Raw genomic sequence first — 26,229 nt, forward strand, 5'->3', positions numbered from 1 at the left:
TTAAATTAATTGCTCATAAAATTTTCAATTTTTAAAACCACAGGTTTTAAGATTACGTAAATATTTCTTGAAATAAAAACAGCTTTTTTAGAACGATATCATTCTTAATGATACAGGTACCTATCATCCCAGCGTATGAATAAAAATTTACACTCTCTATCCCGCTATTCGCATATATTTTTTGGTGAGAAAATTAATTTAACAAAACAATTTGGTAGCTCTTTTGCTCGCTGGGTGGTTTTTTTATTCGCTATTGTTATTTTCAACTTTGGAGCGGCGTTTGGGCAGACTTATAAAACCCATTACATTGCACCAGCACCCTGGCAATATTGGAGTCAGGCAAACGAGTTAATTGTGACCACCAATACAGCTGGAACTACGGTTAACGTAAAAAAGAGCGATGGAACATTGGTTACCACGCTTACACCAACACCAGCAGCACCGGCAGTTTATCGTTTTGTGGGGAATCCTAATACAATCTCGGCTAACGCTATAAATACGATACTTAATGATCGCGGGATCATTGTAGAGGGTAATAATCCAATTACGGTTAACATCCGCAATGTGGCTTCTGATGCCTATACGGATGCAAATATAAAGGGAAATTCGGCATTATTCAGTTTTGGCGATGCCGCTATAGGAACTTCTTTTAGGGTAGGTTATTACAGGGATGGATTGAGTAATGTGGTGTACAGTGTAATGGCGCTTGAAAACAACACCACTATTAAGTTAAATGGAACGGCAATAACAACTTTAAATACGGGCCAAAGTTATATTTTTCAAACCGCAATTGGCGGTTTGGTCGAAAGTTCGGCACCAGTTGTGATGAATTCGGGGTCTAATTTAGATTCTCCTGCAGGTTGTGGCGATGGGGTGTTTAATCCTGTTCCTCCTGTTACTTCCCTAGGTAGTGAATACCTGATTATCAGAAGTGCGGGTAACTCTACTGCTGAGCAAACCACCATTGTGGCTACGCAGGCCAATACAACACTTACAATTACCAATTACAATACTAATGGTTCGCTGGCTTCAACCAATTCTTATACATTGGTGGCTGCAGGTAGTTTCGTTACCATACCAAATGGGGTAGTAGGTAGTCAATATAGTTCATCGAGGGTATTATCTACAAAAAATGTTGTGGCCTATTCAGGTACTGCAACCAGTTGTGAAGTAGATATGCTTACCCTGGCACCGGTGGCTACCTGTGGTGGAAGTTTGGTCGCCAAAACATATAAATTCAGGAACAGTTCCGGGGGAGATTTAACCTATTTTGGTTACATCACCACGAAAAGTGCAACCGATAAAGTTTTGTTAACCACTACGGGGAGCAGTACAACCAACTATACCAATACCGATATAGAAACGATTGCTGGTGTGGGGGTAAGGAGACAGTTGGGAAGTACAGGGAACTATATTATCGATTTTACGAATGCCAATATCAATTCACCCGCTACACTAACCTTTACCAGCGGTACGCGGATGAATATTGCCATGGTGCAAACGGGTGGTGGTTATTCCATGTCTAATTTTATTACACCATTACCAGAACAAGCCTTAAAACCGATATTATCGCAAACGGCCTGCAGCAGTGCTACCTTAAGCGCAGATCCAACTGGTGTTGCCCCTTTTCAGTGGTATTTTAATGGTGTGGCTATACCAGGAGCGACTGGTATGACCTATGCGCCAACTGAATCGGGAACTTATACCATTACTTCTAAATTAGATTGCGGTATCAGTGCGCAATCATTGCCTATTACCGTAGCCTTATGTAATGTAGACCGTGCGATCACCAAAACGGTAGATAATGCGACCCCTGCTGTAAACGGATCGGTAAAATTCACATTAACAGCTAGTAATATTGGTGTAGGTACGGCTTTGGGCGTTTCGGTTACTGATCTGTTAAAATCTGGTTATACCTACGTAAGCCATACGGCATCTACCGGAACATCTTATGTAAATACTACAGGCGTTTGGAACATCGGTTCGCTGGGGCCTAATGCATCAGCTACGCTGGTTATTACAGCCAAGGTAAATGCTTCCGGCGATTATAGCAACTCGGCAACCATTACAGGTACTCAATCAGACCCAAATACAGCCAATGATGCCGTTACGATAAGTACTACGCCCATTACGGCAATATCATTAACTTCACCATCATCGCCTCCATCAGATGCGCAAACAGTATGTATTGGTACCGCCATTACTAACATTACTTATTCAATTGGAGGAACGGCAACAGGAGCCAATGTTGTAGGTCTGCCAGCGGGTATTACCCAAAATTATAATTCAAGCACAAAAATACTAACCATATCCGGCACACCAACTACGGCCACAAGCGGCGCTCAAAGTTATACGGTAACCACAACTGGAGGAAGCCCGAATGTATCGGCTTCGGGAACCATACGGGTAAACGGTATAGTGGGTACTCCGGTATTTGCTGCCGGAAGCACATCTACCAGGTGCCAGGGAGCGGGTACGCAAACCTATACGGCCACGGCTGCGAACACCACCGGAATAACCTACAGCATCAACACAACCGGTTCGGAAGCTGTTATTAATGCTACTACCGGCGAGGTTACTTTTTCACCGCTATTTAATGGAACTGCAATTGTTACCGCTTCTGCAGCAGGGTGTACACCTAAAACGGCTACCCATACCATTACCGTTACCTCTACAGGAACAATCACGGGTGCATCGCCTGTTTGTAGTGGCAGCAACGGCACTTTAACCTTGGCTAATACAACTGCTACACCGGTTAGATGGGAGTTTTCTACTGATAATGGTACCACCTGGAGTACTTATCTGCCTAATACAACTTCTACAACTTTAAACTATACCAACCTTAATGTAACCACATCTTTTAGGGCCATAGTAAGTGGAGGAGGTTGTACTAATGCACCGTCAACACCAGTAACCATAAGTGTAACCACAAGGCCCAGCATTTCAAATCAAAATTATAACCTGTGTGTATCGGGTTCTTTCAATTTTGCACCAGTTGAAGCACCAGCAGGTACAACTTATACCTGGTCTGCTCCTGTTATTAGCGGTGGCACGGTAACAGGTGCAACTACCGGAACAAATGCTTCCTCGGTTGCACAAACCTTAACCAATACCGGCACAACCACAGCTAACGTTGTTTATACGGTTACACCAACTAATGCGGGTTGTAGTGGTAGTACATTTACCATTACCACAGTAATTGGACCGAATATTTCAGCATCAGCTGGTAACCCGGCAACGCTTTGTAGCAACGGAACTTTCTCTGTTAGTCCAACATCGAGCAACGCAAATGTAAAATATACCTGGACAGCCAGTTTAATCAGCGGTAGCAACGTTACCGGATTTAGCGATGCGACTACAGCTGTTAGCGCGCCAATTAGCCAAACTTTGGTGAATAACTCAGCTGCCAGTGCAACTGTAAGGTATACGGTAACTCCGGTTTTAGACAACTGCAGCGGCAACACCTTTACATTTGATGTTACCGTACAGAGTGCGGTTACCCCTGGCACTATTGCCGCGAACCAAACCATTTGTGCCAATACCACACCAGCACCCATCAGCTCTACAGCTAACGGTACAGGAGCAGGCACCATAACTTACACCTGGGAAAATTCTACCAATGGCACTACCTGGAATGTAATTTCAGGCGCAACATCGGCTACGTATGCGCCGGGAGCTTTAACCCAAACTACCCAATACCGCAGAACAACAGTATCTACCCTAAACGGAACGGTATGCCAATCGGCAACCACAAGTCCGGTTGTAATTACTGTAGGTACGGCAAGTACAATTACCACACAGCCAGTTAACCAAAATGTTAGGGCTTTATCTAATGTTACTTTAAATGTAGCCACTACTGGTGGCAGTGGTACCAGCCAATATCAATGGCAGCTTAGTACCAACAACGGAACTAGTTTTACCAATATTAGCAATGGTGGTCTATACAGTGGAGCAACCACCAATACCCTCACCATTACCGGAGTTAACAGTACCATGGAAGGTTACAAATACCGGGTGCTGGTGACGCAAACCGATAATGCTTGTGCAAGTGTTATTTCTAATGTAGTCAATCTTACGATAGATTCGGATCGCGATGGTGTACCGGATAGCATTGATCAGGATGATGATAATGATGGCATTCCGGATACTGTTGAAGGAATCAGTGATTTTGATAACGACGGAATTCCCAATTACCTGGATGTAGATTCTGATAACGATGGTATTGTAGATGCAATTGAATCGAACGGAAACCCAAATAACGATCCGGATAATGATGGTCGCTTTGGTATTGGTGCTTTTGTGGATACAGATGGCGACGGATTGGCCAATGCCGTTGATCCCAATAACGGGGGAACACCTTTGGTTATTCAGGATAAAGACAAAGATGGCAAGCCAAACTACCTGGATCTCGATGCCGATGGCGATGGAATACCAGATACTTATGAAGCGGCTTTTTATATTATAGATAGCGAAAACGATGGTATTATTGGTACGGGACCAATCGTTGATGCCGATAAAGATGGTCTTTCAGATTTGAACGACCCGGATTTTGTAACGATTAGTACATTGTTTAACCAGGACAGGGATTTTGATGGCCTTTCAAACTACCTGGATATCGATGCCGACAATGATGGCATTATTGATATTGTTGAAGGTTTACCAACCACTTTATATGTAGCGCCTAAAGGCCTGGATACGGATGGCGATGGGATAGATGATGCCTATGATGTAAATAATGGCGGAGCTATTTCTGGTTATTCTAATGCCGATGGAGGTAGTGCGCCAGATTATGTTGATACGGATGCTGAAAACGATGGATTTAGAGACTGGCTTGAAAATACAGTAACCAGTCCATTAGAAGTCGACGTTAAAAATAATCAGACAGGTGCATCCACTCCGGATGGAATTATGGATTTGCTGCCTGATGCTGATGGTGATGGATTAGCTGATATTTATGATAACGATAATGGCAATACCAGTCCGATAGGTTATGCAACCAACGGCGGGCAAACGCCGCTTTCGATGCCAGATGTTCAGGTGCCTGGAGGAGAAAGAGATTGGAGAAGCTCATCAGATTATGATAAAGATGGCGTGCCGGATGGGATTGATCTGGATGACGATAACGATGGTATTTTAGATACCGTAGATGGCATGACAGACACTGGAGGAAGGGATGGTTTACCAAATTACCATGACCTGGACTCTGATGGTGACGGTGTGCCGGATGTAATAGAAGCGGGTGGTTCTGATCCTGATAACAATGGTTTACCAGGCATTGGTTTAATCGGACCTGCTAATGTAGATGCCAATGGTGTTCCATTAGCTGCTAACGGAGGTTATACGCCGCCAGATAAAGATGGTGATGGTGTGCCTAATTTCCTTGATCTTGATTCGGATAATGACGGTATTAACGATGTAATAGAAAATGGCGGACCAGATGTAGATGGCGATGGAAAAGTGGGTACAGGTTTAACCAACGATTTTGATAATGATGGTATTGTTGATATTGCCGATGACTACAATAACATTACGGGTACTTTAACTGGCGATCCTTCAGGTACTCCAGTAACAGTTAAAGATAATGATGGAGACGGTATTCCAAATTACCTCGATCTTGATTCGGATGGTGATGGTATTAAAGATTCGGTTGAAGGCGTAACCGATACGGATGGCGATGGCATTCCGAATTTCTTAGACCTTGATTCAGATGGAGATGGTATTCCCGATAATATCGAAGCACAAAGCACTGCTGGTTATCTTCCGCCTTCTGGTGTTGATGCCAATAACGATGGCTTAGATGATGCTTATGGAGCAGGTATTGTACCTGTAAATACAGATGGTGCAGATCAGGCAGATTACCTCGACTTAGATTCGGATAATGATGGCGATAGTGATACCGTTGAAGCATATGATACCGATAATAATGGTATTGCTAATGTAGTGGCATTGGGTACCGATGCAGATAAAGATGGCCTGGATGATGCTTTTGATAATAATGATGCGGCCAATAATCCAACAAATGGCCAGAACCCTAATTCATTCCCTAATTTAGATACTCCGGCAACTGCAGAACGCGATTGGAGAGAAGATTACAATATTGCGCCAATTGCAACAGTGACGGCTTCAATTTCAGTTGTTGAGGATACACCGAAGACCATAAGCGGAATCAGCTTTTCAGATGCCGATGCAGGCAACCTGAACGTTGTCGTTACATTGAGCGTTCCATCAGGCCAGGGTACGATAAGCGCCACCAGCGAAGCGGGCATAGCCATTGCCGGAACAGGTACCAATGCAATCACAATTACCGGAAGCATAAGCGCTATCAATACTTTTATTGCAGCCAATAAAGTAACCTATGCACCTTTAGCAAACGCAAATGGCAATGTTACCTTAACTGTAAATATTAACGATCAGGGCAATACAGGAGGGCCGGCTTTAACCGATACCAAAACGGTAACATTAAGTATTCAGCCGGTTAACGATATTCCTTCAGTAGCCAATGTGGCTAAAAATGGAACAGAAGATACCAATGTGGTTTTCACAGGTGCTGATTTTACTAATCAGTTTACCGATGTAGATGGTACATTGGCCAAAATACAGGTATTGAGTTTACCTCCGGCCGCACAGGGAGTCCTTAAATTAAATGGTGTTGATGTAACAATCGGACAAGAAATTACAACCGCAAATTTAGCTAATCTTGTTTTCGTGCCTGCACCTAACTTTAATGGTAATGTATCGTTTAGTTACAATGGCAGCGATGGACTTGCTTATGCAAATGCGCCGGCAAATGTGAACATTACTATTGCTGCGGTTAATGATAATCCGGTAATCGCTGCAGTATCCAAAGCAGGTGCGGAAGATGTAACATTAAACTTTACAGCAAGCGATTTTACAGGCAACTTCACTGATGCAGATGGCGATGCACTAAATAAAATTCAGGTGGTAACCTTACCTCCAGCCAGCCAGGGGGTATTAAAACTGAACGGAACTAATATTGTTGCCGGACAAGAAATAGCGGCGGCAGATTTGGCCAACATAACGTTTGTTCCTGCGCCAAACTTTAACGGTACAGTTACCTTTAAATGGAACGGTAGCGATGGCACAGCATACGCAACTGTACAAAATGATGTCAACATTATTATTGCACCAGTTAACGATTTGCCAACCATAGGCAATATTAACTTAACGACCGTAGAAGATGTTAACCTGCCATTTACCTTGGGGAATTTTACCAGCAATTTTAATGATGTAGAAGGTGATGCCTTATCAAAAATTCAGTTGTCAAACCTTCCTCCAATTGCACAAGGTACCATATTGCTCAATGGCTCGGCAGTATCGGCAGGTCAGGAGATACTGGCTTCTGAAATTCCCAATTTAGTTTTTGTTCCAGGCTTAAACTTTAATGGAAATGTTAGCTTTAACTGGGCCGGAAACGACGGCACATCATACTCCGCAATTGCAGCGGTTAATATATTGGTAACTCCAGTAAATGATGCACCGGTTGTTGATGATTTTGGTAAATCAGGAGATGAAGATACCGTTATTCCTTTTATAATAACCGATTTTACCACCCGTTTCACCGATGTGGAGAATAGTGCATTAAGCAAAATTCAGGTTGTAAGTCTTCCAGCCAACGGTACACTTAAATTAAATGGTTTAAATATTACTGCAGGGCAGGAAATTAATAATGCTGACTTAGATAAAATCACGTTCGTACCTAATGCCAATTTTAATGGCTCAACAAGCTTTAGCTGGAACGGATCTGATGGAACAGTTTACGCCAATGTGGCTAAAAATGTTAACATAACGATCAATCCAATAAACGATGCACCTTCATTTACAAAAGGCGCAGACCAGCTAATCAATGCGAATGCAGGAGCACAAACCATCAACAATTGGGCTACAGCTGTTGTGGCTGGTCCGGCCGATGAGCTTGCAAGCCAAATGCTAAACTTTGTAGTCACCAATAACAGCAACACTTCGTTTACGGTACAGCCTGCTATAGATGCTTCAGGAAACTTAACTTATACACCTTCAGGAAACTTTGCGGGCAAGGTTACTGTAACGGTGGTGTTAAATGATAACGGAGGTACCGCAAATGGTGGTGTAGACCAAAGCGCAGCACAAACTTTTATCATTTCAATTAAACCTGTAGGGCTAACCGATAACGCAAATACCTTAGTAAACACACCGGTTACTACCGATGTTAAAGCCAATGATGGTGCAACTGCCACCAACACTACGGTATTAGCAGGAAATGGTGCACATGGTACAACTTCAATAGATGCAAGCGGAAAAGTAACCTATACACCAAATGCAGGTTATACCGGAACGGATAGTTATACTTATACCTTAACAACAGCCGATGGGGTAGTGAGCGATCCGGTTACGGTTAATGTGAGCATTTATCCAACTGTGGTATTGTCAGGACCTGCATCCGTTAACGAAAATGCAGGTGCGGTTAATTATACCGTTACCCTAACCGGAACAGCAGGAACAACCCTGGCATCGCCGGTAACGGTGCAAACCGGAATCACGCCGAATACCACAAATGCTGCGGATTATGACTTTAGCAGCTCTACCGTTACTTTCCCAGCAGGATCGGTTGTTGGCGCAGCAAGTGGTACCATCACTTTCCCTGTTACGATAATTGATGATAATATACTGGAAAATACAGAAGATTACAGTGTTTCTATCGGATCGCTTACTGGTCCGGCATCTTTAGGCAATGCTAGTGTAAGCACCTCAATTGTGGATAACGATAATGCATCTGTTGCCATTAACAATATTTCTGTTGCAGAAGATATAACGGGTGGTTTAGCTACCTTCACAGTAACCTTAACAGGAGCCGTACAAAACAGTTTCACCGTTAATTTTGCTACTGCCGATGGTACTGCGGTTCAACCGGGCGATTATACCGCAACTACCGGAACCGTTACATTCCCGGCAGGGTCGGTAAATGGCGCTACCCAAACTTTTACCGTTCCGGTAATTAACGATAACATTACCGAAACCAGTGAAACCTTTACAGCTACACTTTCGGGAATAACCGGGCCGGCTACTATTGCTACAGCAACCGGAACAGCTACCATTACTGATAACGATGCCGCTACGGTAAGTATTTCGGCAACACCCGTTAGTTATGACGAAGCTGCCGGAACCGCTACATTTACGGTAACCTTAAACAATGCCATCCAAAATGCATTTACGGTTGATTATGCGACTGTAGATGGTACAGCCACAGCTGGGACAGATTATACCGCTAAAAACGGAACCATTACATTTGCGGCCGGATCAGCTGCAGGCGCAACCCAAACCTTTACTGTTGCCATTACGAACGATAATCTGGTTGAGCTAGGTGAAACTTTCGCTGCAACATTAAGCAATGTAACAGGCGGTTTGGTCACTATTGCTACCGGAACAGCTAATGCAACCATTACTGATAATGATAGTTCGGTTGCAAGCATTACTGCCGGAACTACAGGGAATGAGAATGGCCCTGTAAACGGAACCTTTACGGTAAACTTAAGTAATCCATCTTCTACAGATACGGAGATTACCTATACTTTGGGTGGGACAGCAACAGAAGGTGCAGATTACGATAACATTGTAACCAAAAAGATTATTATTCCTGCAGGCCAGACCAGCGGCACAATTACCATACCTGTTAAAACAGATTTGGCAGCAGAAGGAACAGAAACAGTTATTGCCACTCTTCTGGCTTCAAATAGTGCGCTGGTAAGTATCACCACTACACCAGCAGATAAAACGGCAAGCATTAACATCCTGGATAACAACACGGCAACGGTTAGTATTTCGACTAGTCCAACCAGTATCGATGAGGCTGCCGGAACGGCTACATTTACGGTAACGCTTAACAGTGCCGTTCAGGGCGCATTTGATGTTACCTATGCCACCACAAATGGAACAGCCATTGCCGGACTTGATTATACCGCTACCAGCGGAACCTTAAACTTCCCGGCAAATTCTGCTGCGGGTGCTACCTTAACATTTACCGTTCCAATAAATAACGATAATCTGGTTGAACCAGGCGAAACCTTCAATGGAACCTTAACCGGTGTAACAGGTGGACTGGTAACCATCGGTACTGCAATTGCGCCGGTAACCATTACAGATAACGATACTTCCGTTGCGACTATTGCAGCAGGTGTAAACGGTAACGAAACCGGGCCAATAAAAGGAACCTTTGTGGTCACCTTAAGCAATCCGGCATCAACCGATACACAATTAACCTATACTTTAGGCGGAACAGCAACCGAAGGAAGCGATTACTCAACAGTGGTCACCAAAACCATTACCATTCCTGCTGGTCAAACTACAGGAACCATTACGCTTGATGTTCAGCCTGATGCGGTTACCGAAAGTACAGAAACGATAACGGCTACTTTAGCCACTTCGAACAATGCCGTAACCGTAAATACGACACCGGCCAGTATCAATATTATTGATGCCAATACGGCGAGTATCAGTATTTCTACTACGCCTACCATCAATGAAACTGCGGGAACGGCAACTTTTACTGTTACCCTGAACAATGCGGTTCAAAACCCGTTCAGTGTAAATTACAGCACAGCTGACGGTACTGCATTGGCAGGATTAGATTATACCGCTACCAGCGGAACATTAAACTTCCCGGCAAATGCTGCTGCAGGAAGTACATTAACTTTTACGGTTCCGATAAACAACGATGTTATTGCTGAAGCATCCGAAACCTTTACCGCTACCTTAAGCGGAGTTACAGGAGGAGTGGTAATTATCAGCAATGCTACCGCCACGGCAACCATCGTTGATAACGATGCGGCAACGGTATCCATCACTGCAGGAACATCAGGAAACGAAAACGGACCTGTAAACGGAACCTTTACGGTAAGCTTAACTAATCCATCTTCAACGGATACCGAAATTACCTATACTTTAGGTGGTACTGCAACAGAGGGAAGTGATTACTCAACAATAACCAAAACCATTATTATCCCGGCAGGGCAAACTACCGGAACGATCACAATTCCGGTTCAAACCGATTTACTGGTTGAAGGAACAGAAACGGTGGTGGCCACCCTGGTATCTACAACCAGTGCATTGGTAAACGTTTCACCAATTCCTGCTGATAAAACGGCAACAATTAATATTACCAATAATACAACTGCAAGCATAACCGTAGCGGCAACCAATGATGGTGCTGAACCAGGTACGCCAGGTTTGTTCACCTTCACCTTAAGTAATGCTGCCACCACCGATACACAGGTTACTTTTGCAGTAAGCGGAACAGCAAGTAGTGGAACAGATTATACTTCGCTGGGTACAACAGTAATCATCCCGGCTGGACAAACCAGCAAAACCGTACAGGTATTGGTGCAGGACGATGCTTTTGTGGAGCCAGGAGAAACCGTTATTTTAACCATGACGGCCGCAACCAGCAATCCGGCCATTACGGCAAGTACCATTCCTGCAACGGTAAATATTGCAGATAACGATCAGGCAACGGTAGCAATCAACAATGTATCGTTAGTGGAAAATGCCGGTAATGCCACCTTTACGGTAACCTTAACCGGTAATGTTCAGGATGCATTTACTGTAAATTATTCAACGGCCAACGGAACGGCAATTGCGGGCTCCGATTATACGGCAACAACGGGTAGTGTAACTTTCCCTGCGGGTTCTGTTTCAGGTGCGACGCAAACTTTCAATATTCCGGTGATTAATGATGCCATTACCGAAAGTGCCGAAAACTTCACCGTAACCTTAAATAGTATTAGTGCCGGATCGGCAGTAATGATTCCTGCGGCAGGAGCAACAGGAACAGCCAGTATTACCGACGATGATGCAGCAAGTGTAGCCATTAACAGTGTTTCTGCTTTAGAAAACGTTGGCAGCATGGCCTTCACGGTAACATTGACCGGAAATATACAGGATGCACTTTCAGTTAATTATACCACTGCTGACAATTCAGCAATTGCAGGGTCTGATTATACCGCTCAAACAGGTGTAGTTACTTTCCCTGCGGGTTCTGTTTCAGGTGCTACGCAAACTATTCTTATTCCGGTAACAAACGATAACATCACTGAAAGTATTGAAACCTTCAAAGTAACCTTAAGTGGTGCCACTGCTCCGCTTAGCATTACGCAGGCCGAAGGAATTGGAACCATTAATGACAATGATGTGGCGACAGTGAGTATCTCTGCCACGCCAGCCAGTATCGATGAAGCAGCAGGAACAGCGACCTATACCGTAACTTTAAGTAATGCCGTTCAGGCAGGTTTTAGTGTCGATTATGGTACTTCGAACGGTACGGCTATTTCGGGTAGCGATTATACTGCTGCAACCGGTACCTTAAACTTCCCTGCGGGATCGTTGGCAGGTGCTACTTTAACCTTTACTGTTCCGATTACGAACGATAATATAGTTGAGCCGAACGAAACCATTAATGCTACCATTAGTAATGTGACAGGTGGTTTGGTAACCATTGCAACCAGTACGGCTACAGTTACCATTACCGATAATGATACTTCGGTAGCCACCATTAGCGCAGCTACCAATGGAAATGAAAACGGACCGGTAAACGGAACCTATACCGTAACCTTAAGTAATCCATCGGCAACCGATACCCAGCTGACCTATAGCTTAAGCGGATCAGCCAGCGAAGGAGCAGATTACAGTAATATGGTGACCAAAACCATCACTATTCCTGCAGGTCAAACTACGGGTACGATCACCATTCCGGTATTAACCGATGCCTTGGTGGAGGGTACCGAAACTGTAGTGGCCACATTAACTGCCAGTAATAATACCGCTGTTACGGTAAGCAATACCCCGGCAAGCATTAATATTGCTGATAATACAACGGCTACAGTAACCGTTGCGGCGAGTGCTGATGGTGCCGAGCCAGGCACACCTGGTCAGTTTACCTTTACCTTAAGTAATGTGTCTGCAACGGATACGCAGATTACCTATTCGGTGAGTGGAACAGCGAGTAGCGGGGCCGATTATACTTCGATTGGTACTACGGTAACCATTCCGGCCGGACAAACAACGGCAACCGTATCAGTTCCTGTATTGGATGATAATATTGCAGAAGGTAGCGAAACGGTAATCTTAACCATGACTGCTGCCACAAGTAATGCTGCTATTACAGCAAGTATAACACCAGCTACTGTTAATATTACTGATAATGATAGCTCAGTTGCAACCATTACAGCAGGCATCGCAGGAAATGAAAACGGACCAGTGAACGGTACCTTTACGGTAACCTTAAGCAATCCATCTTCAACCGATACACAGCTCACCTATACTTTAAACGGAACAGCAACCGAAGGCAGTGATTATACTGCAATCGTAACGAAAACCATTACCATTCCTGCGGGTTCAACTACCGGAACGATTACCATTCCGGTGTTAAGCGATGCAATAGTGGAAGGAACGGAAACTGTGGTTGCGGCATTAGCTACATCCGGAAATCCGTTGGTAACCATAAATAATACAGCTGCAAGCATTAATATTAACGACAATAATGCCGCTACATTAAGTATTTCTGCTACACCAGCCAGTATAAACGAAGCTGATGGAACAGCAATATTCACAGTTACTTTAAGTGCAGCTGTTCAGAACGCATTTACAGTTGATTATGCAACCAACAATGGCACTGCAATAGCCGGAGTAGGCTTAGACTATACTGCCACAAGCGGAACATTAACTTTCCCTGCCGGATCTCCTGCCGGGGCAACTTTAACCTTTAGCGTTCCGGTTAATAACGATAACCTTCTTGAACCAAATGAAACGTTCAACGCGACAATCAGTAATGTAACAGGTGGTTTGGTAAGCATTGCAACCAATACTGCTACGGTAACCATGACCGATAATGATACTTCGATAGCAACCATTACTGCAGGTTTAAACGGAGATGAAACTGGTCCGGTAAACGGAACATTCACTGTAACCTTAAGTAATCCAGCTTCAACTGATACACAGCTGACCTATAATTTAGGTGGATCAGCAACTGAAGGAAGCGATTATTCGGCCATTGTAACCAAAACCATTACCATTCCAGCAGGTCAGACTACAGGAACGATCACCATCCCGGTGTTAGCAGATGCTGTGAGCGAAAGTATTGAAACCGTTATCGGAACTTTAGCCAGCTCAAGCAATCCATCGGTAAACATCAGCGCAACAGCTGCATCAATCAATATCCTTGATGCCAATACTGCGAGTGTAAGTATTTCGACTACACCTACGGTAAATGAAGCCGATGGAACAGTAACCTTTACTGTAACTTTAAACAATGCGGTTCAAAATGCATTTACTGTAGATTATACAACAACCAACGGGACTGCAATTGCTGGGGCAGATTATACCACGCAGACCGGAACTTTAAGCTTCCCGGCAAATGCTGCGGCTGGAGATAAGTTAACTTTTATCGTTCCGATCAATAACGATAATATTGCCGAGTCAGCTGAAACTTTTAGCGCAACATTAAGCAATATTACAGGTGGTGTGGTATTAATCAGCAATGCCACCGCAACAGCAACTATTGTTGATAATGATGTTTCAGAAGCCACGATTACTGCGGGAATACCTGGCGATGAGAATGGACCTGTAAACGGAACCTTTACGGTAACCTTAAGCAATCCATCATCGGCAGATACACAGCTTACCTATACTATAGCTGGAACTGCAACTGAGGGAAGTGATTTCAGCACCATAACCAAAACCATTATTATCCCTGCGGGAGAAACCACAGGAACCATTACGATTCCGGTATTAACCGATGCCATAGTAGAAGGAACAGAAACCGTAACAGCTACGTTAACCACCTCTGGAAATCCATTGGTAACGATCAGCAATAGCCCTGCAACTATAAATATAGCCGACAACACTACAGCCACAGTAACGGTATCGGCAACCAATGATGGAGCAGAGCCAACTACACCAGGTTTATTTACGTTTACCTTAAGTAATGTCTCAACTACAGATACACAGATTACCTATAGTGTGGGTGGAAGCGCAATAAGCGGATTAGATTATACTGCAATAGGATCTACAGTTACTATCCCTGCCGGACAAACCACGGCAACGGTAAGTGTACCGGTATTGAACGATAACATTGCAGAAGGTACGGAAACCGTTATTTTGACGATGGCACCTGCGACCAGCAACGCTTCAGTTACGGCCAGCACAACTCCTGCAACCGTTAATATTACGGATAATGATACTTCAGTAGCCACCATTACTGCAGGTACACCAGGTAATGAAAATGGACCTTCAGATGGTACATTTACGGTTACGTTAAGTAATCCATCTGCGCAGCCAACTACTTTAACTTACATTTTAAGTGGAACAGCTACTGAAGGCAGCGATTACAGTACCGTTGTAACGAAAACCATTACCATCCCGGCCGGACAAACTACGGGTGCCATTACCATTCCGGTATTAAGCGATAATATTGTCGAGGATACAGAAACCGTAATTGCAACTTTAACCAACTCGGGCAATCCGCTGGTAACTGTAAGCAATACGCCTGCAAGCATTAACATTAGCGATAATACCACAGCAACCGTAACCGTAGCTGCGACAACGAATGGGGCAGAACCTGCAACACCAGGTTTATTTACCTTTACCTTAAGCAATGTAGCGACCACTGATACACAGATTAGCTATACGGTAACCGGAACGGCTACAAGCACTAGCGATTATACCGGTATCGGAACTACGGTAACCATCCCTGCCGGACAAACCACCGCAACGGTAAGTGTACCGGTATTGGATGATAATATTGCAGAAGGTATAGAAACCGTTATTTTAACCATGACCGCTGCAACCAATAATGCTTCGGTTACGGCAAGTACAATACCGGCTACTGTTAACATTACAGATAATGATACGGCCATAGCCAGCATTGCTGCAGGAACAGATGGTGCTGAAAACGGCCCTGTAAATGGAACATTTGTGGTTACCTTAAGCAACCCTTCTTCGCAGCCAACCACCATTACCTATACTATTGGCGGAACAGCAACAGAGGGTAGCGATTACAGTCCGATTGTAACTCAGAGCATCACGATCCCAGCCGGACAAACTACAGGTACCATTACCATTCCGGTATTAAGCGATAATATTGTAGAAGGACCAGAAACCGTGGTGGTTACCTTAACCAATTCGGGTAATCCATTGGTAACCGTAAGCAATACACCTGCAAGCATCAGTATTGCTGATCAAACTACCGCTACCGTAACAGTAACCGCTACTGCAAATGGGGCAGAGCCAGCTACTGCAGGCCAGTTTACATTCACCTTAAGCAACGTTTCTACAACGGATACGCAGATTACCTATTCGGTAGGTGGAACCGCTACAAGTGGAAGCGATTATACAGCTATCGGTACAACGGTAACTATTCCGGCCGGACAAACTACTGCTACGGTGAGCGTACCGGTATTGAACGACGACCTGGTAGAAGGAAACGAAACGGTGCTATTAACCATGTCTGCTACGACAAATAATAGTGCTATTACAGCAAGTACCACACCAGCAACGGTTAACATTACAGATAACGATACCGCAATTGCCACCATTACCGCCGGAACAAGTGGTAATGAGAACGGCCCGGTAAACGGCACATTTACGGTAACTTTAAATCATCCATCAGCAACTGATACACAGCTTAGTTATACCGTAGGAGGAACTGCAACAGAAGGTGGTGATTATAGCCCAATTGTGAAAACCATCACCATTCCTGCTGGTCAAACTACCGGAACCATTACTATTCCGGTATTGACAGATGCGGTTGTAGAAGGCGCAGAAACAGTTGTTGTAACTTTGGGTACTTCAAACAACCCATTGGTTAGCGTAAATAATAACCCTGCCACTATTAATATTCTGGATAACAACACGGCTAGTGTAAGCATTTCTACCACACCAACGATAAATGAGGCAGCTGGAACGGCAACATTCACCGTTACTTTAAGTACAGCAGTACAAAACTCATTCAGTGTTGATTATAAAACGGTAGATGGAACTGCTACAGCCGGTTTAGATTATACCGCAACAACAGGTACATTGATGTTCCCTGCAAATTCGCCGGCAGGTGCAACATTAACGTTCACCGTTCCGGTTAATGATGATAATCTGGTTGAGCCATCAGAAACTCTGAGCGCTGTACTAAGCAATATTCAAGGTGGATTGGTAACCATCGGGACATCAACAGCATCGGTTACCATTACCGATAACGATACCGCTGTGGCCAGCATTGCTCCAGGTACCAATGGTAGCGAAACGGGTCCGGTTAGCGGAACATTTATCGTAACCATAAGTAATCCATCGGCTACCGATACGCAGATTACCTATACTTTGGGCGGATCTGCAACAGAGGGCATCGATTACACGACCATCGTAACCAAAACGATTACGATCCCTGCAGGTCAGACTAGCGGAACAATCAGTATTCCTGTAATTGTTGATGCCGTGGCAGAAAGCACCGAAACGGTTATTGCGACTTTGGGTACTTCGAACAACCCTGCCATTACGGTAAATACTGTGCCTTCGAGTATCAATATTCTCGATGCCAATACAGCCAACGTAAGTATCTCGATCAACGCGGCCAGCATTGGCGAAGCAGTTGGTACAGTAACTTTATCGGTTACCTTAAATATTGCGGTTCAAAATAGCTTTACTGTTGATTATAAAACAGCGAATGGCACGGCCTTATCGGGATTAGATTATACTGCAACCAGTGGAACCATAACCTTCCCGCCAAATTCGCCGGCAGGTACAGTATTCGATGTCGTTATTCCGATAATTGATGATCACCTGATCGAAAATTCAGAAGCATTTACTGTTGGATTAAGTAATGTGGTAGGGGCAGACGTTGCCATTGGCGCAAGTCCGGCGACTGTAAATATTGCTGATAATGATAGTGCTGTAGCCACCATCACTGCTGGTACCAATGCCAACGAAAATGGTTTGGTAAACGGGCTGTTTAACGTTACGCTAAGCAATCCGTCAGCCACACCAACAACCTTAACTTTCAGCTTAACCGGATCAGCAACAGAAAGTGCCGATTATGGTGCCATTACGAAAACAATCATCATTCCTGCAGGTGAAACCACCGGAAGCATTTCTATTCCGGTAATGAAAGATGTATTGGCGGAAGGTACTGAAACGGTAATTGCAACCTTAACAGCTTCGAGCAATCCGGTAATTACAGTGAATAACACACCTGCAACAATAAATATCATTGATGAAGATGTGGCCAAAGTAAGCATATCTGCTACACCAGTAATTAACGAAAATGCAGGTACGGCAACCTTCACCGTAACCTTAAATACGGCCGTGCAGAATAGCTTTAGCGTAAATTATGCTACAGCCAACGGTACTGCGATATCAGGTGCCGATTATACGGCTACCAGCGGAACTTTAACTTTCCCTGCAAATTCAGTAGCGGGTGCAACCTTAACGTTTACGGTTCCGGTTAATGATGATAATCTGGTTGAACCATCAGAAAACTTAAGTGCCACACTCAGCAATGTTACAGGTGGCGTAGTTACCCTCGGTACATCATCAGCAACTGTAACCATTACGGATAATGATACTTCGGTCGCAAGCATCATTGCAGGTACAAACGGAAACGAGAACGGACCTGTAAACGGATCATATACCGTAACCTTAAGTAACCCATCATCTACCGATACACAGATTACTTTCACTGTTGGCGGAACTGCTACAGAAGGCAATGATTATACTGCGATTACCAGAACAATTACCATCCCAGCAGGTCAAACTGCAGGAACAATAACGGTTCCTGTGGTCACTGATTTAGTTGTAGAAGGAAATGAAACCGTGATCATTACCTTAACGAGTACCAATAATCCTTTGGTAAGCGTAAGCAATACACCTGCAACCATTAATATTCTGGATAACAACTCGGTAGCGGCTAGTATATCGCTGTTCCAAAGTAATGTAGATGAAGCGTCGGGCACTGCAACCTTTACCGTAACCTTAAGCGGGGCAGTACAGAATGCATTTAGCGTTGATTATAATACTTCGAACGGAACGGCCATCGCTGGTTTAGATTATGTGGCAACCAGCGGAACATTAACGTTCCCTGCAGGTTCGGCAGCAGGTTCGAGCTTAACCTTTACCGTACCGGTTATTGATGATAATCTGGTAGAACCAAGTGAAACTTTCAATGGAATAATCAGTAACGTAACGGGTGGATTGGTTACTATTGCAGACGGTTCGGCTACAGTAACCATTACCGATAATGATTCGTCAGTAGCAAGCATTACGCCAGGTACTACAGGAAATGAGAACGGACCAGTAAACGGAACATTTACCATTACCTTAAGCAAACCGGCATCTACTGATACACAGATTACTTATACTTTAAGTGGAACGGCAACTGAAGGAAGTGATTACGCTACGGTAACCAAAACCATCACCATTCCTGCTGGTCAAACTACTGGAACGATTATCATTCCGGTGTTGGCTGATGCAATTGTTGAAGGAACTGAAACGGTTCTGGCAACACTAACGGCCTCTGGAAATCCATTGGTAACCGTAAGCAACACCTCAGCAACGATTAACATCTTAGATAATACAGATGCGGTAGTAACGGTAGCTGCAACAGCAGATGGTGCCGAGCCTGCTACGCCGGGTCAGTTTACCTTTACGCTAAGCCGTGTATCAGCAACGGATACCAAAATTACCTATTCGCTAAGTGGAACGGCAATCAGCGGAACCGATTATACTGCTATTGGTAATACGGTGACCATTCCTGCCGGACAAACGACGGCGACTGTATCGGTACCAGTATTAAATGATAATATTGTGGAAGGAACCGAAACGGTGGTATTAACCATGAATGCTACCACCAACAACGGTTCGATCCTTGCAAGCACAACGCCTGCAACCGTGAATATTACCGATAGTGGTTCTTCAATTGCTTCTATAACAGCCGGTACAAATGGTAACGAAAATGGTCCGGTTAACGGAACATTCACCGTTACCTTGAATAATCCTTCAGCTACCGATACCCAGATTACCTATACCTTAACAGGAACGGCTACCGAAGGCAGTGATTATGCTACAATTGTAACCAAAACCATTACCATCCCTGCAGGTCAAACCAGCGGAACGATTACCATTCCGGTATTAAGCGATGCATTGGCAGAAGGTACGGAGAACGTGATTGCTACATTACTAACTTCTGGTAACCCTTTAATTACTGTAAGTAATGTTCCAGCAAGCATTAATATTATTGATAACAATGCTGCAACAGTGAGCATCTCAACTGATCCATCTATCAATGAATCAGCAGGTACAGCTACATTTACAGTAACACTAAATGCTGCTGTTCAAAATGCGTTTACGGTAGGCTACACCACAAGCGATGGAAATGCAACTGCCGGTTTCGATTATACAACAACCAGCGGAACCTTAACTTTCCCTGCGGGTGCTGCGGCGGGCACAAGCCTGACATTTACCGTTCCAGTTAACGACGACAATATTGTTGAACCGAACGAAACGTTTAGCGGTACAATTAATAATGTATCAGGCGGAGTGGTAAACATTGGTACAAATACAGCAACCGCTACCATTATCGATAACGATACTGCAGTGGCTACCATAACGGCAGGTATTGACGGTAACGAAAATGGCCCTGCAAATGGAACGTTTATAGTAACATTGAGCAAACCATCAGCTACCGATATTCAGCTTACCTATACTTTAGGTGGTACAGCAACCGAGGCTAGTGATTATACTGCGATTACCAAAACGATTACCATTCCTGCTGGTCAAACCACCGGAACCATTAATATTCCGGTATTAACCGATGCCGTTGTAGAAGGTACTGAAAATGTTATTGCTACTTTAACGGCTTCAGGAAATCCACAGGTAACCGTTAGCAATGTTGCGGCAACCATTAACATTGCCGATAACAATAATGCAACGGTAAGTATTTCTACAAGTCCAACAGTTAACGAAGCAGCAAGTACAGCTACCTTTACCGTAACCTTAAATGCAGCTGTTCAAAATTCATTTACAGTTGATTATGCTACTGGTAATGGAACGGCACAGGCAGGATTAGACTACACCAGCACAAACGGAACATTAACCTTCCCTGCAGGTGCTGCGGCAGGTGCTACCTTAACGTTTACCGTTCTGGTTAACGATGATGATATTGTTGAAACGAACGAAACATTTAGCGCAAGCATTAGCAATATAACTGGTGGATTGGTAACTATTGCGACAAATACGGCAAGCACAACCATTATCGATAACGATGCTTCTGTCGCGACAATTACAGCCGGAATAAACGGTAACGAAACTGGTCCTGTAAACGGAACCTTTACCATAACGTTAAGCAAAGCATCTGCTACAGATACACAGCTTACTTATACCTTAGGTGGTACAGCAACAGAAGGTGGTGACTATAGTCCGGTTGTAACTAAAACTGTAACGATTCCTGCTGGTCAGACGACTGCAACCATTACGATTCCGGTATTGGGCGATGCGCTTGTGGAAGGAGCAGAAACCGTAATTGCTACCTTAACCGGTTCGGGTAACCCGGCGGTAACGGTAAACAATGTTCCGGCAACAATTAATATTCTCGACGGATCAAATACAACAGTTACTGTAAGCGCAACTGCCGATGGAGCTGAACCTTCAACACCTGGTCAGTTTACCTTTACTTTAAGTAATGTATCAACAACCGATACTCAGATTACTTATACCGTAACGGGTACGGCAACAAGTGGTGCAGATTATACTTCTATTGGTACAACAGTAACCATACCTGCCGGACAAAAAACAGTAACCGTTGCTGTTCCGGTTCTTGATGATAATCTTAACGAAGGAAACGAAACGGTCATCTTAACGATGAATGCAATAACCAATAATGCATTAATCACCGCTAGTACCATACCTGCTACCGTTAACATTAGAGATAACCGTGCACCTGTTGCAACCGCACCAGTCATCACGACTCCTGAAGACAGCCCGGTTAACGGAACAATTACCGCTACTGATGCTGATGGCGATCCACTTACTTTCACGGTAAGCACGCCTCCTGCACACGGAACGGTAGTGGTAAATGCGGATGGTACCTACACTTATACGCCAGCCACAAACTATAACGGTACGGATACATTCACGGTAACCGTTAGTGATGGCAAAGGTGGTACCACTACAGTAACGGTATCGGTAACCGTAAATCCGGTTAATGATGTACCTGTTGCAACTGCACCGGCCATCATCACCAATAAGAATACGCCATTTAACGGTACCATTACAGCTAGTGATGTAGATGGCGATCCGTTAAGCTTCACCGTCACTACGCCTCCGGCACACGGTACTGTCGTGGTAAATCCAGATGGAACATATACTTACACACCAGCCAATAATTACAGTGGTACCGATGTATTTACCGTAACGATAAGCGATGGCAAAGGTGGAACCATTACCGTAACAATCAACGTAACGGTTAACCCAACCAATGTTGCACCAGTTGCAACTGCACCAACGGTTATCACCAACGAAGATGCTTCAGTTAATGGAACGATTACCGCTACAGATGCCGATGGCGATCCACTTACTTTCACGGTAAGCACGCCTCCGGCACATGGAACGGTAGTGGTAAATCCTGATGGTACATACACTTATACGCCAGCCACAAACTATAACGGTACGGATACATTCACGGTAACCGTTAGTGATGGCAAAGGTGGTACCACTACAGTAACGGTATCGGTAACCGTAAATCCGGTTAATGATGCACCTGTTGCAACTGCACCGGCCATCATCACCAATAAAAATACGCCATTTAACGGTACCATTACAGCTAGTGATGTAGATGGCGATCCGTTAAGCTTCACCGTCACTACGCCTCCGGCACACGGTACTGTCGTGGTAAATCCAGATGGAACATATACTTACACACCAGCCAATAATTACAGTGGTACCGATGTATTTACCGTAACGATAAGCGATGGCAAAGGTGGAACCATTACCGTAACAATCAACGTAACGGTTAACCCAACCAATGTTGCACCAGTTGCAACTGCACCAACGGTTATCACCAACGAAGATGCTTCAGTTAATGGAACGATAACCGCTACTGATGCCGATGGCGATCCACTTACTTTCACGGTAAGCACGCCTCCTGCGCATGGAACAGTAGTGGTAAATCCTGATGGTACATATACTTATACACCTGCCACAAACTATAACGGTACGGATTCGTTCACGGTAACCGTTAGTGATGGCAAAGGCGGTACCACTACGGTAACGGTATCGGTAACTGTAAATCCGGTTAATGATGCACCTGTTGCAACTGCAGCAACCATTACTACACCGCAAAATACAGCAAGCAACGGAACAATAACCGCAAGCGACGTAGATGGCGATCCACTTACTTTCACGGTAAGCACGCCTCCTGCACATGGTACAGTAGTGGTAAATACCGATGGTACTTATACTTATACACCAACTCCGGGTTATGTCGGTAATGATACTTTCACCATAACGGTAAGTGATGGCAAAGGTGGTACCACAACCGTAACTGTTCCGGTAACAGTAACGTTGGTACCAGCTCCGGCAATGAGTTTAACCAAAGCAGCTACCAATACGGTGAGCAAAGTTGGCGATGTAATTAATTACAACATTGTGGTAACCAACACGGGTAATGTAACCTTAACCAATGTGGCGGTTTCAGATGCTGGTGCCGATGCGGGATCAATTATTCCGCTTAGTATTGCCAGCCTGGCGCCAGGTGTAAGTGTTACGGTAACTGCAAGGCACACCCTTACCTTAACCGAGGTGAATGCAGGTTCATTTAGCAATCAGGCTTCAGCAACTGCACAAACGCCTGGTGGTGGTACTATAAACAAACCACGGTCTGATGATCCGGGTACGCTGGCTGCAGATGATGCTACAGTTACCGTAATTGCTCCGGCTTCTACCATTACCCTGGTTAAAACAGGAACGTTAAGTGCCGATGGAAATAGTATCACTTATAATTTCAGTGTTAAAAACACCGGAAATGTAACCTTACACATTATTACGCTGGTCGATGCTAAACTTGGACTGAACAGGGTAATCCCAGGTACGCTTGCTCCGGGTGCTACTGTAACCGACAGTTATGTTTATCAGTTAACACAAGCAGATAAAGATGCCGCAAGCGTAACCAATAGTGCAACCATCACTGGTCAAACACCGGCAAATGTTTCGGTTACCGATATCTCGGGTACAGCCGAAAATAACAATACGCCAACTGTAACACAGATTCCGGTTATGGGCGCTATCGCTTTGGTTAAAACAGCGGCATTTAGTGGTAATCAGGTAACCTATACCTTTACCATCAAGAACACCGGAACCAATACTTTAAATACCATAACCTTAACCGATGCAAAACTTGGCTTAAGCAATAAGGTAATTGCAGTATCTGGTGGTTTAGCCCCTGGAACCGCTATAACCAATGTGGAAGTATACACTTTAACACAGGCGGATAAAGACCTGGGAACAGTAACCAATACGGCTACGGTAAATGCCAAAACGCTTGGTGGTGTGAATGTATCCGATGCTTCGGGAACTTCCGAAAATAACAATACCGCAACCGTTATCACATTCCCTAAATCGCCGAAAGCGGTTGATGATGTGGGCGGTACGGTAGCAAATAAATCGGTTACCATTAATGTATTGGCAAATGACGATCCTGGAAATTCTACACTTGATAAATTAACGGTAGAAATTGTAGGTCAGCCTCAGCATGGTAAAGTAACGGTGAACGCTGATGGTACCATTACCTATACCCCTGATCCAGGTTACACCGGTGATGATACTTTTACCTACAGAGTGAAAGATGCCTTTGGCTATTACACCAATGTGGCAGCAGTGACTTTAACGGCTAACTTCGCCGGCCTTACCATACCTAACCTGTTTACGCCAAATGGTGATGGTATAAATGATACCTTCGAAATCCTGGGCATCAACCAGTATCAGGTTAATGAACTGCAGATTGTTAACCGTTGGGGTAATGAGGTATTCCGTGCCAAAGGCTATCAGAATAACTGGACAGGAGAGGGCTTGAATGAAGGCACTTATTACTACTTACTGCGTGTTAAAAAAGCAGGAAGCGATCAGTACGAAGTGTTTAAAGGTTATATTACATTAATCAGAGCGTTTAAAAAATAAGATATGAGGCTTTGTATAGTCTGGTTTTAAAATCAGACTATACTTTAAGATATTAAGAAGATGAAGAAATTAATATGGTTAATAGCAGGTTTGTTTTTGTTGCTTTCGCGGCCGGTATCTGCGCAGCAGGATGCCCAGTATAGCCAGTACATGTTCAACGGGATTTATATCAATCCTGCCTACGCCGGATATAAAGAGGTGCTGAATGTGCATAGCTTTTACCGTAGCCAGTGGACGGGTATTACCGGAGCACCAAGAAGCATGTCGCTGGCCGTAGATGCCATTGCAAACAGCGGTAACGTTGGTTTGGCGCTTCAGGTGGCAAGCGATAAACTGGGTGCACAGACCAACCTGAGCATTTATGGCAACTATGCCTACCGCATCAGGATGAATGATGATGGTAGTTCGAGATTAGCGCTGGGCTTGGGTGTGGGCATGGTACAGTTGGGTATAGACGGATCACTGCTGAACCCGAACAATCCGGAACCAAATCAGCCAGTAGGCATGCAGAGTACAATAGTGCCCGATGCAAGGGCAGGGGTTTACTTTGCCAACGATAGGTTTTATGCAGGTTTCTCAGCCGATAACCTGATTGCCACTTACATCGATATCGACCGATATGCTTTTATCCCACAGCCAAAACCACATTATTACCTGACCGCGGGCGCATTGTTTCCACTTTCAGAAGATTTTCAGGTTAAGCCATCGTTCCTGTTAAAAGACGACCGCGGAGGACCAACAAGTTTAGATGTGAATGCATTTTTGATGATCAAAGATTTTATTTGGGTAGGCGGTTCGTACCGGACGGGCGTAAAGCTGTATGATAAAAGCTATTTGCAGCGTGATCTTACGCCCAGGAATTCTGCCGTAGCAGCGATACAGATTTTTCCATCAGAAAAACTCCGGATCGGTTATGGTTACGATTTCTCAATCGGCCCGTTACAAGGTTACAGCAGCGGAACACATGAGATTTCCATCGCTTATTCTTTTATCAGACAAAACATCAGATTGGCAACCCCAAGGGTATTTTAA

2 protein-coding genes are annotated in these 26,229 nt (G+C 44.3%); both read left to right on the plus strand.

Going from position 1 to position 26,229, the window contains the following annotated elements:
- Positions 1–135: 135 nt before the first annotated feature.
- Positions 136–25,197: a Calx-beta domain-containing protein gene (locus tag AC04QZ_RS00025; RefSeq protein WP_478356022.1), complete on the plus strand. Its 25,062-nt coding sequence runs from the start codon at positions 136–138 to the stop codon at positions 25,195–25,197.
- A 60-nt stretch (positions 25,198–25,257) separates the two neighbouring features.
- Positions 25,258–26,229, plus strand: a complete 972-nt coding sequence (locus AC04QZ_RS00030; protein WP_086545771.1) for a PorP/SprF family type IX secretion system membrane protein — start codon at positions 25,258–25,260, stop codon at positions 26,227–26,229.

It is taken from the genome of Pedobacter folensis (assembly GCF_056490665.1).

Bases quoted from the DNA above. Each gene is read 5' to 3' on its own strand.
- AC04QZ_RS00030 (WP_086545771.1), top strand. From the start codon at position 25,258: ATGAAGAAATTAATATGGTTAATAGCAGGTTTGTTTTTGTTGCTTTCG.
- AC04QZ_RS00025 (WP_478356022.1), top strand. From the start codon at position 136: ATGAATAAAAATTTACACTCTCTATCCCGCTATTCGCATATATTTTTT.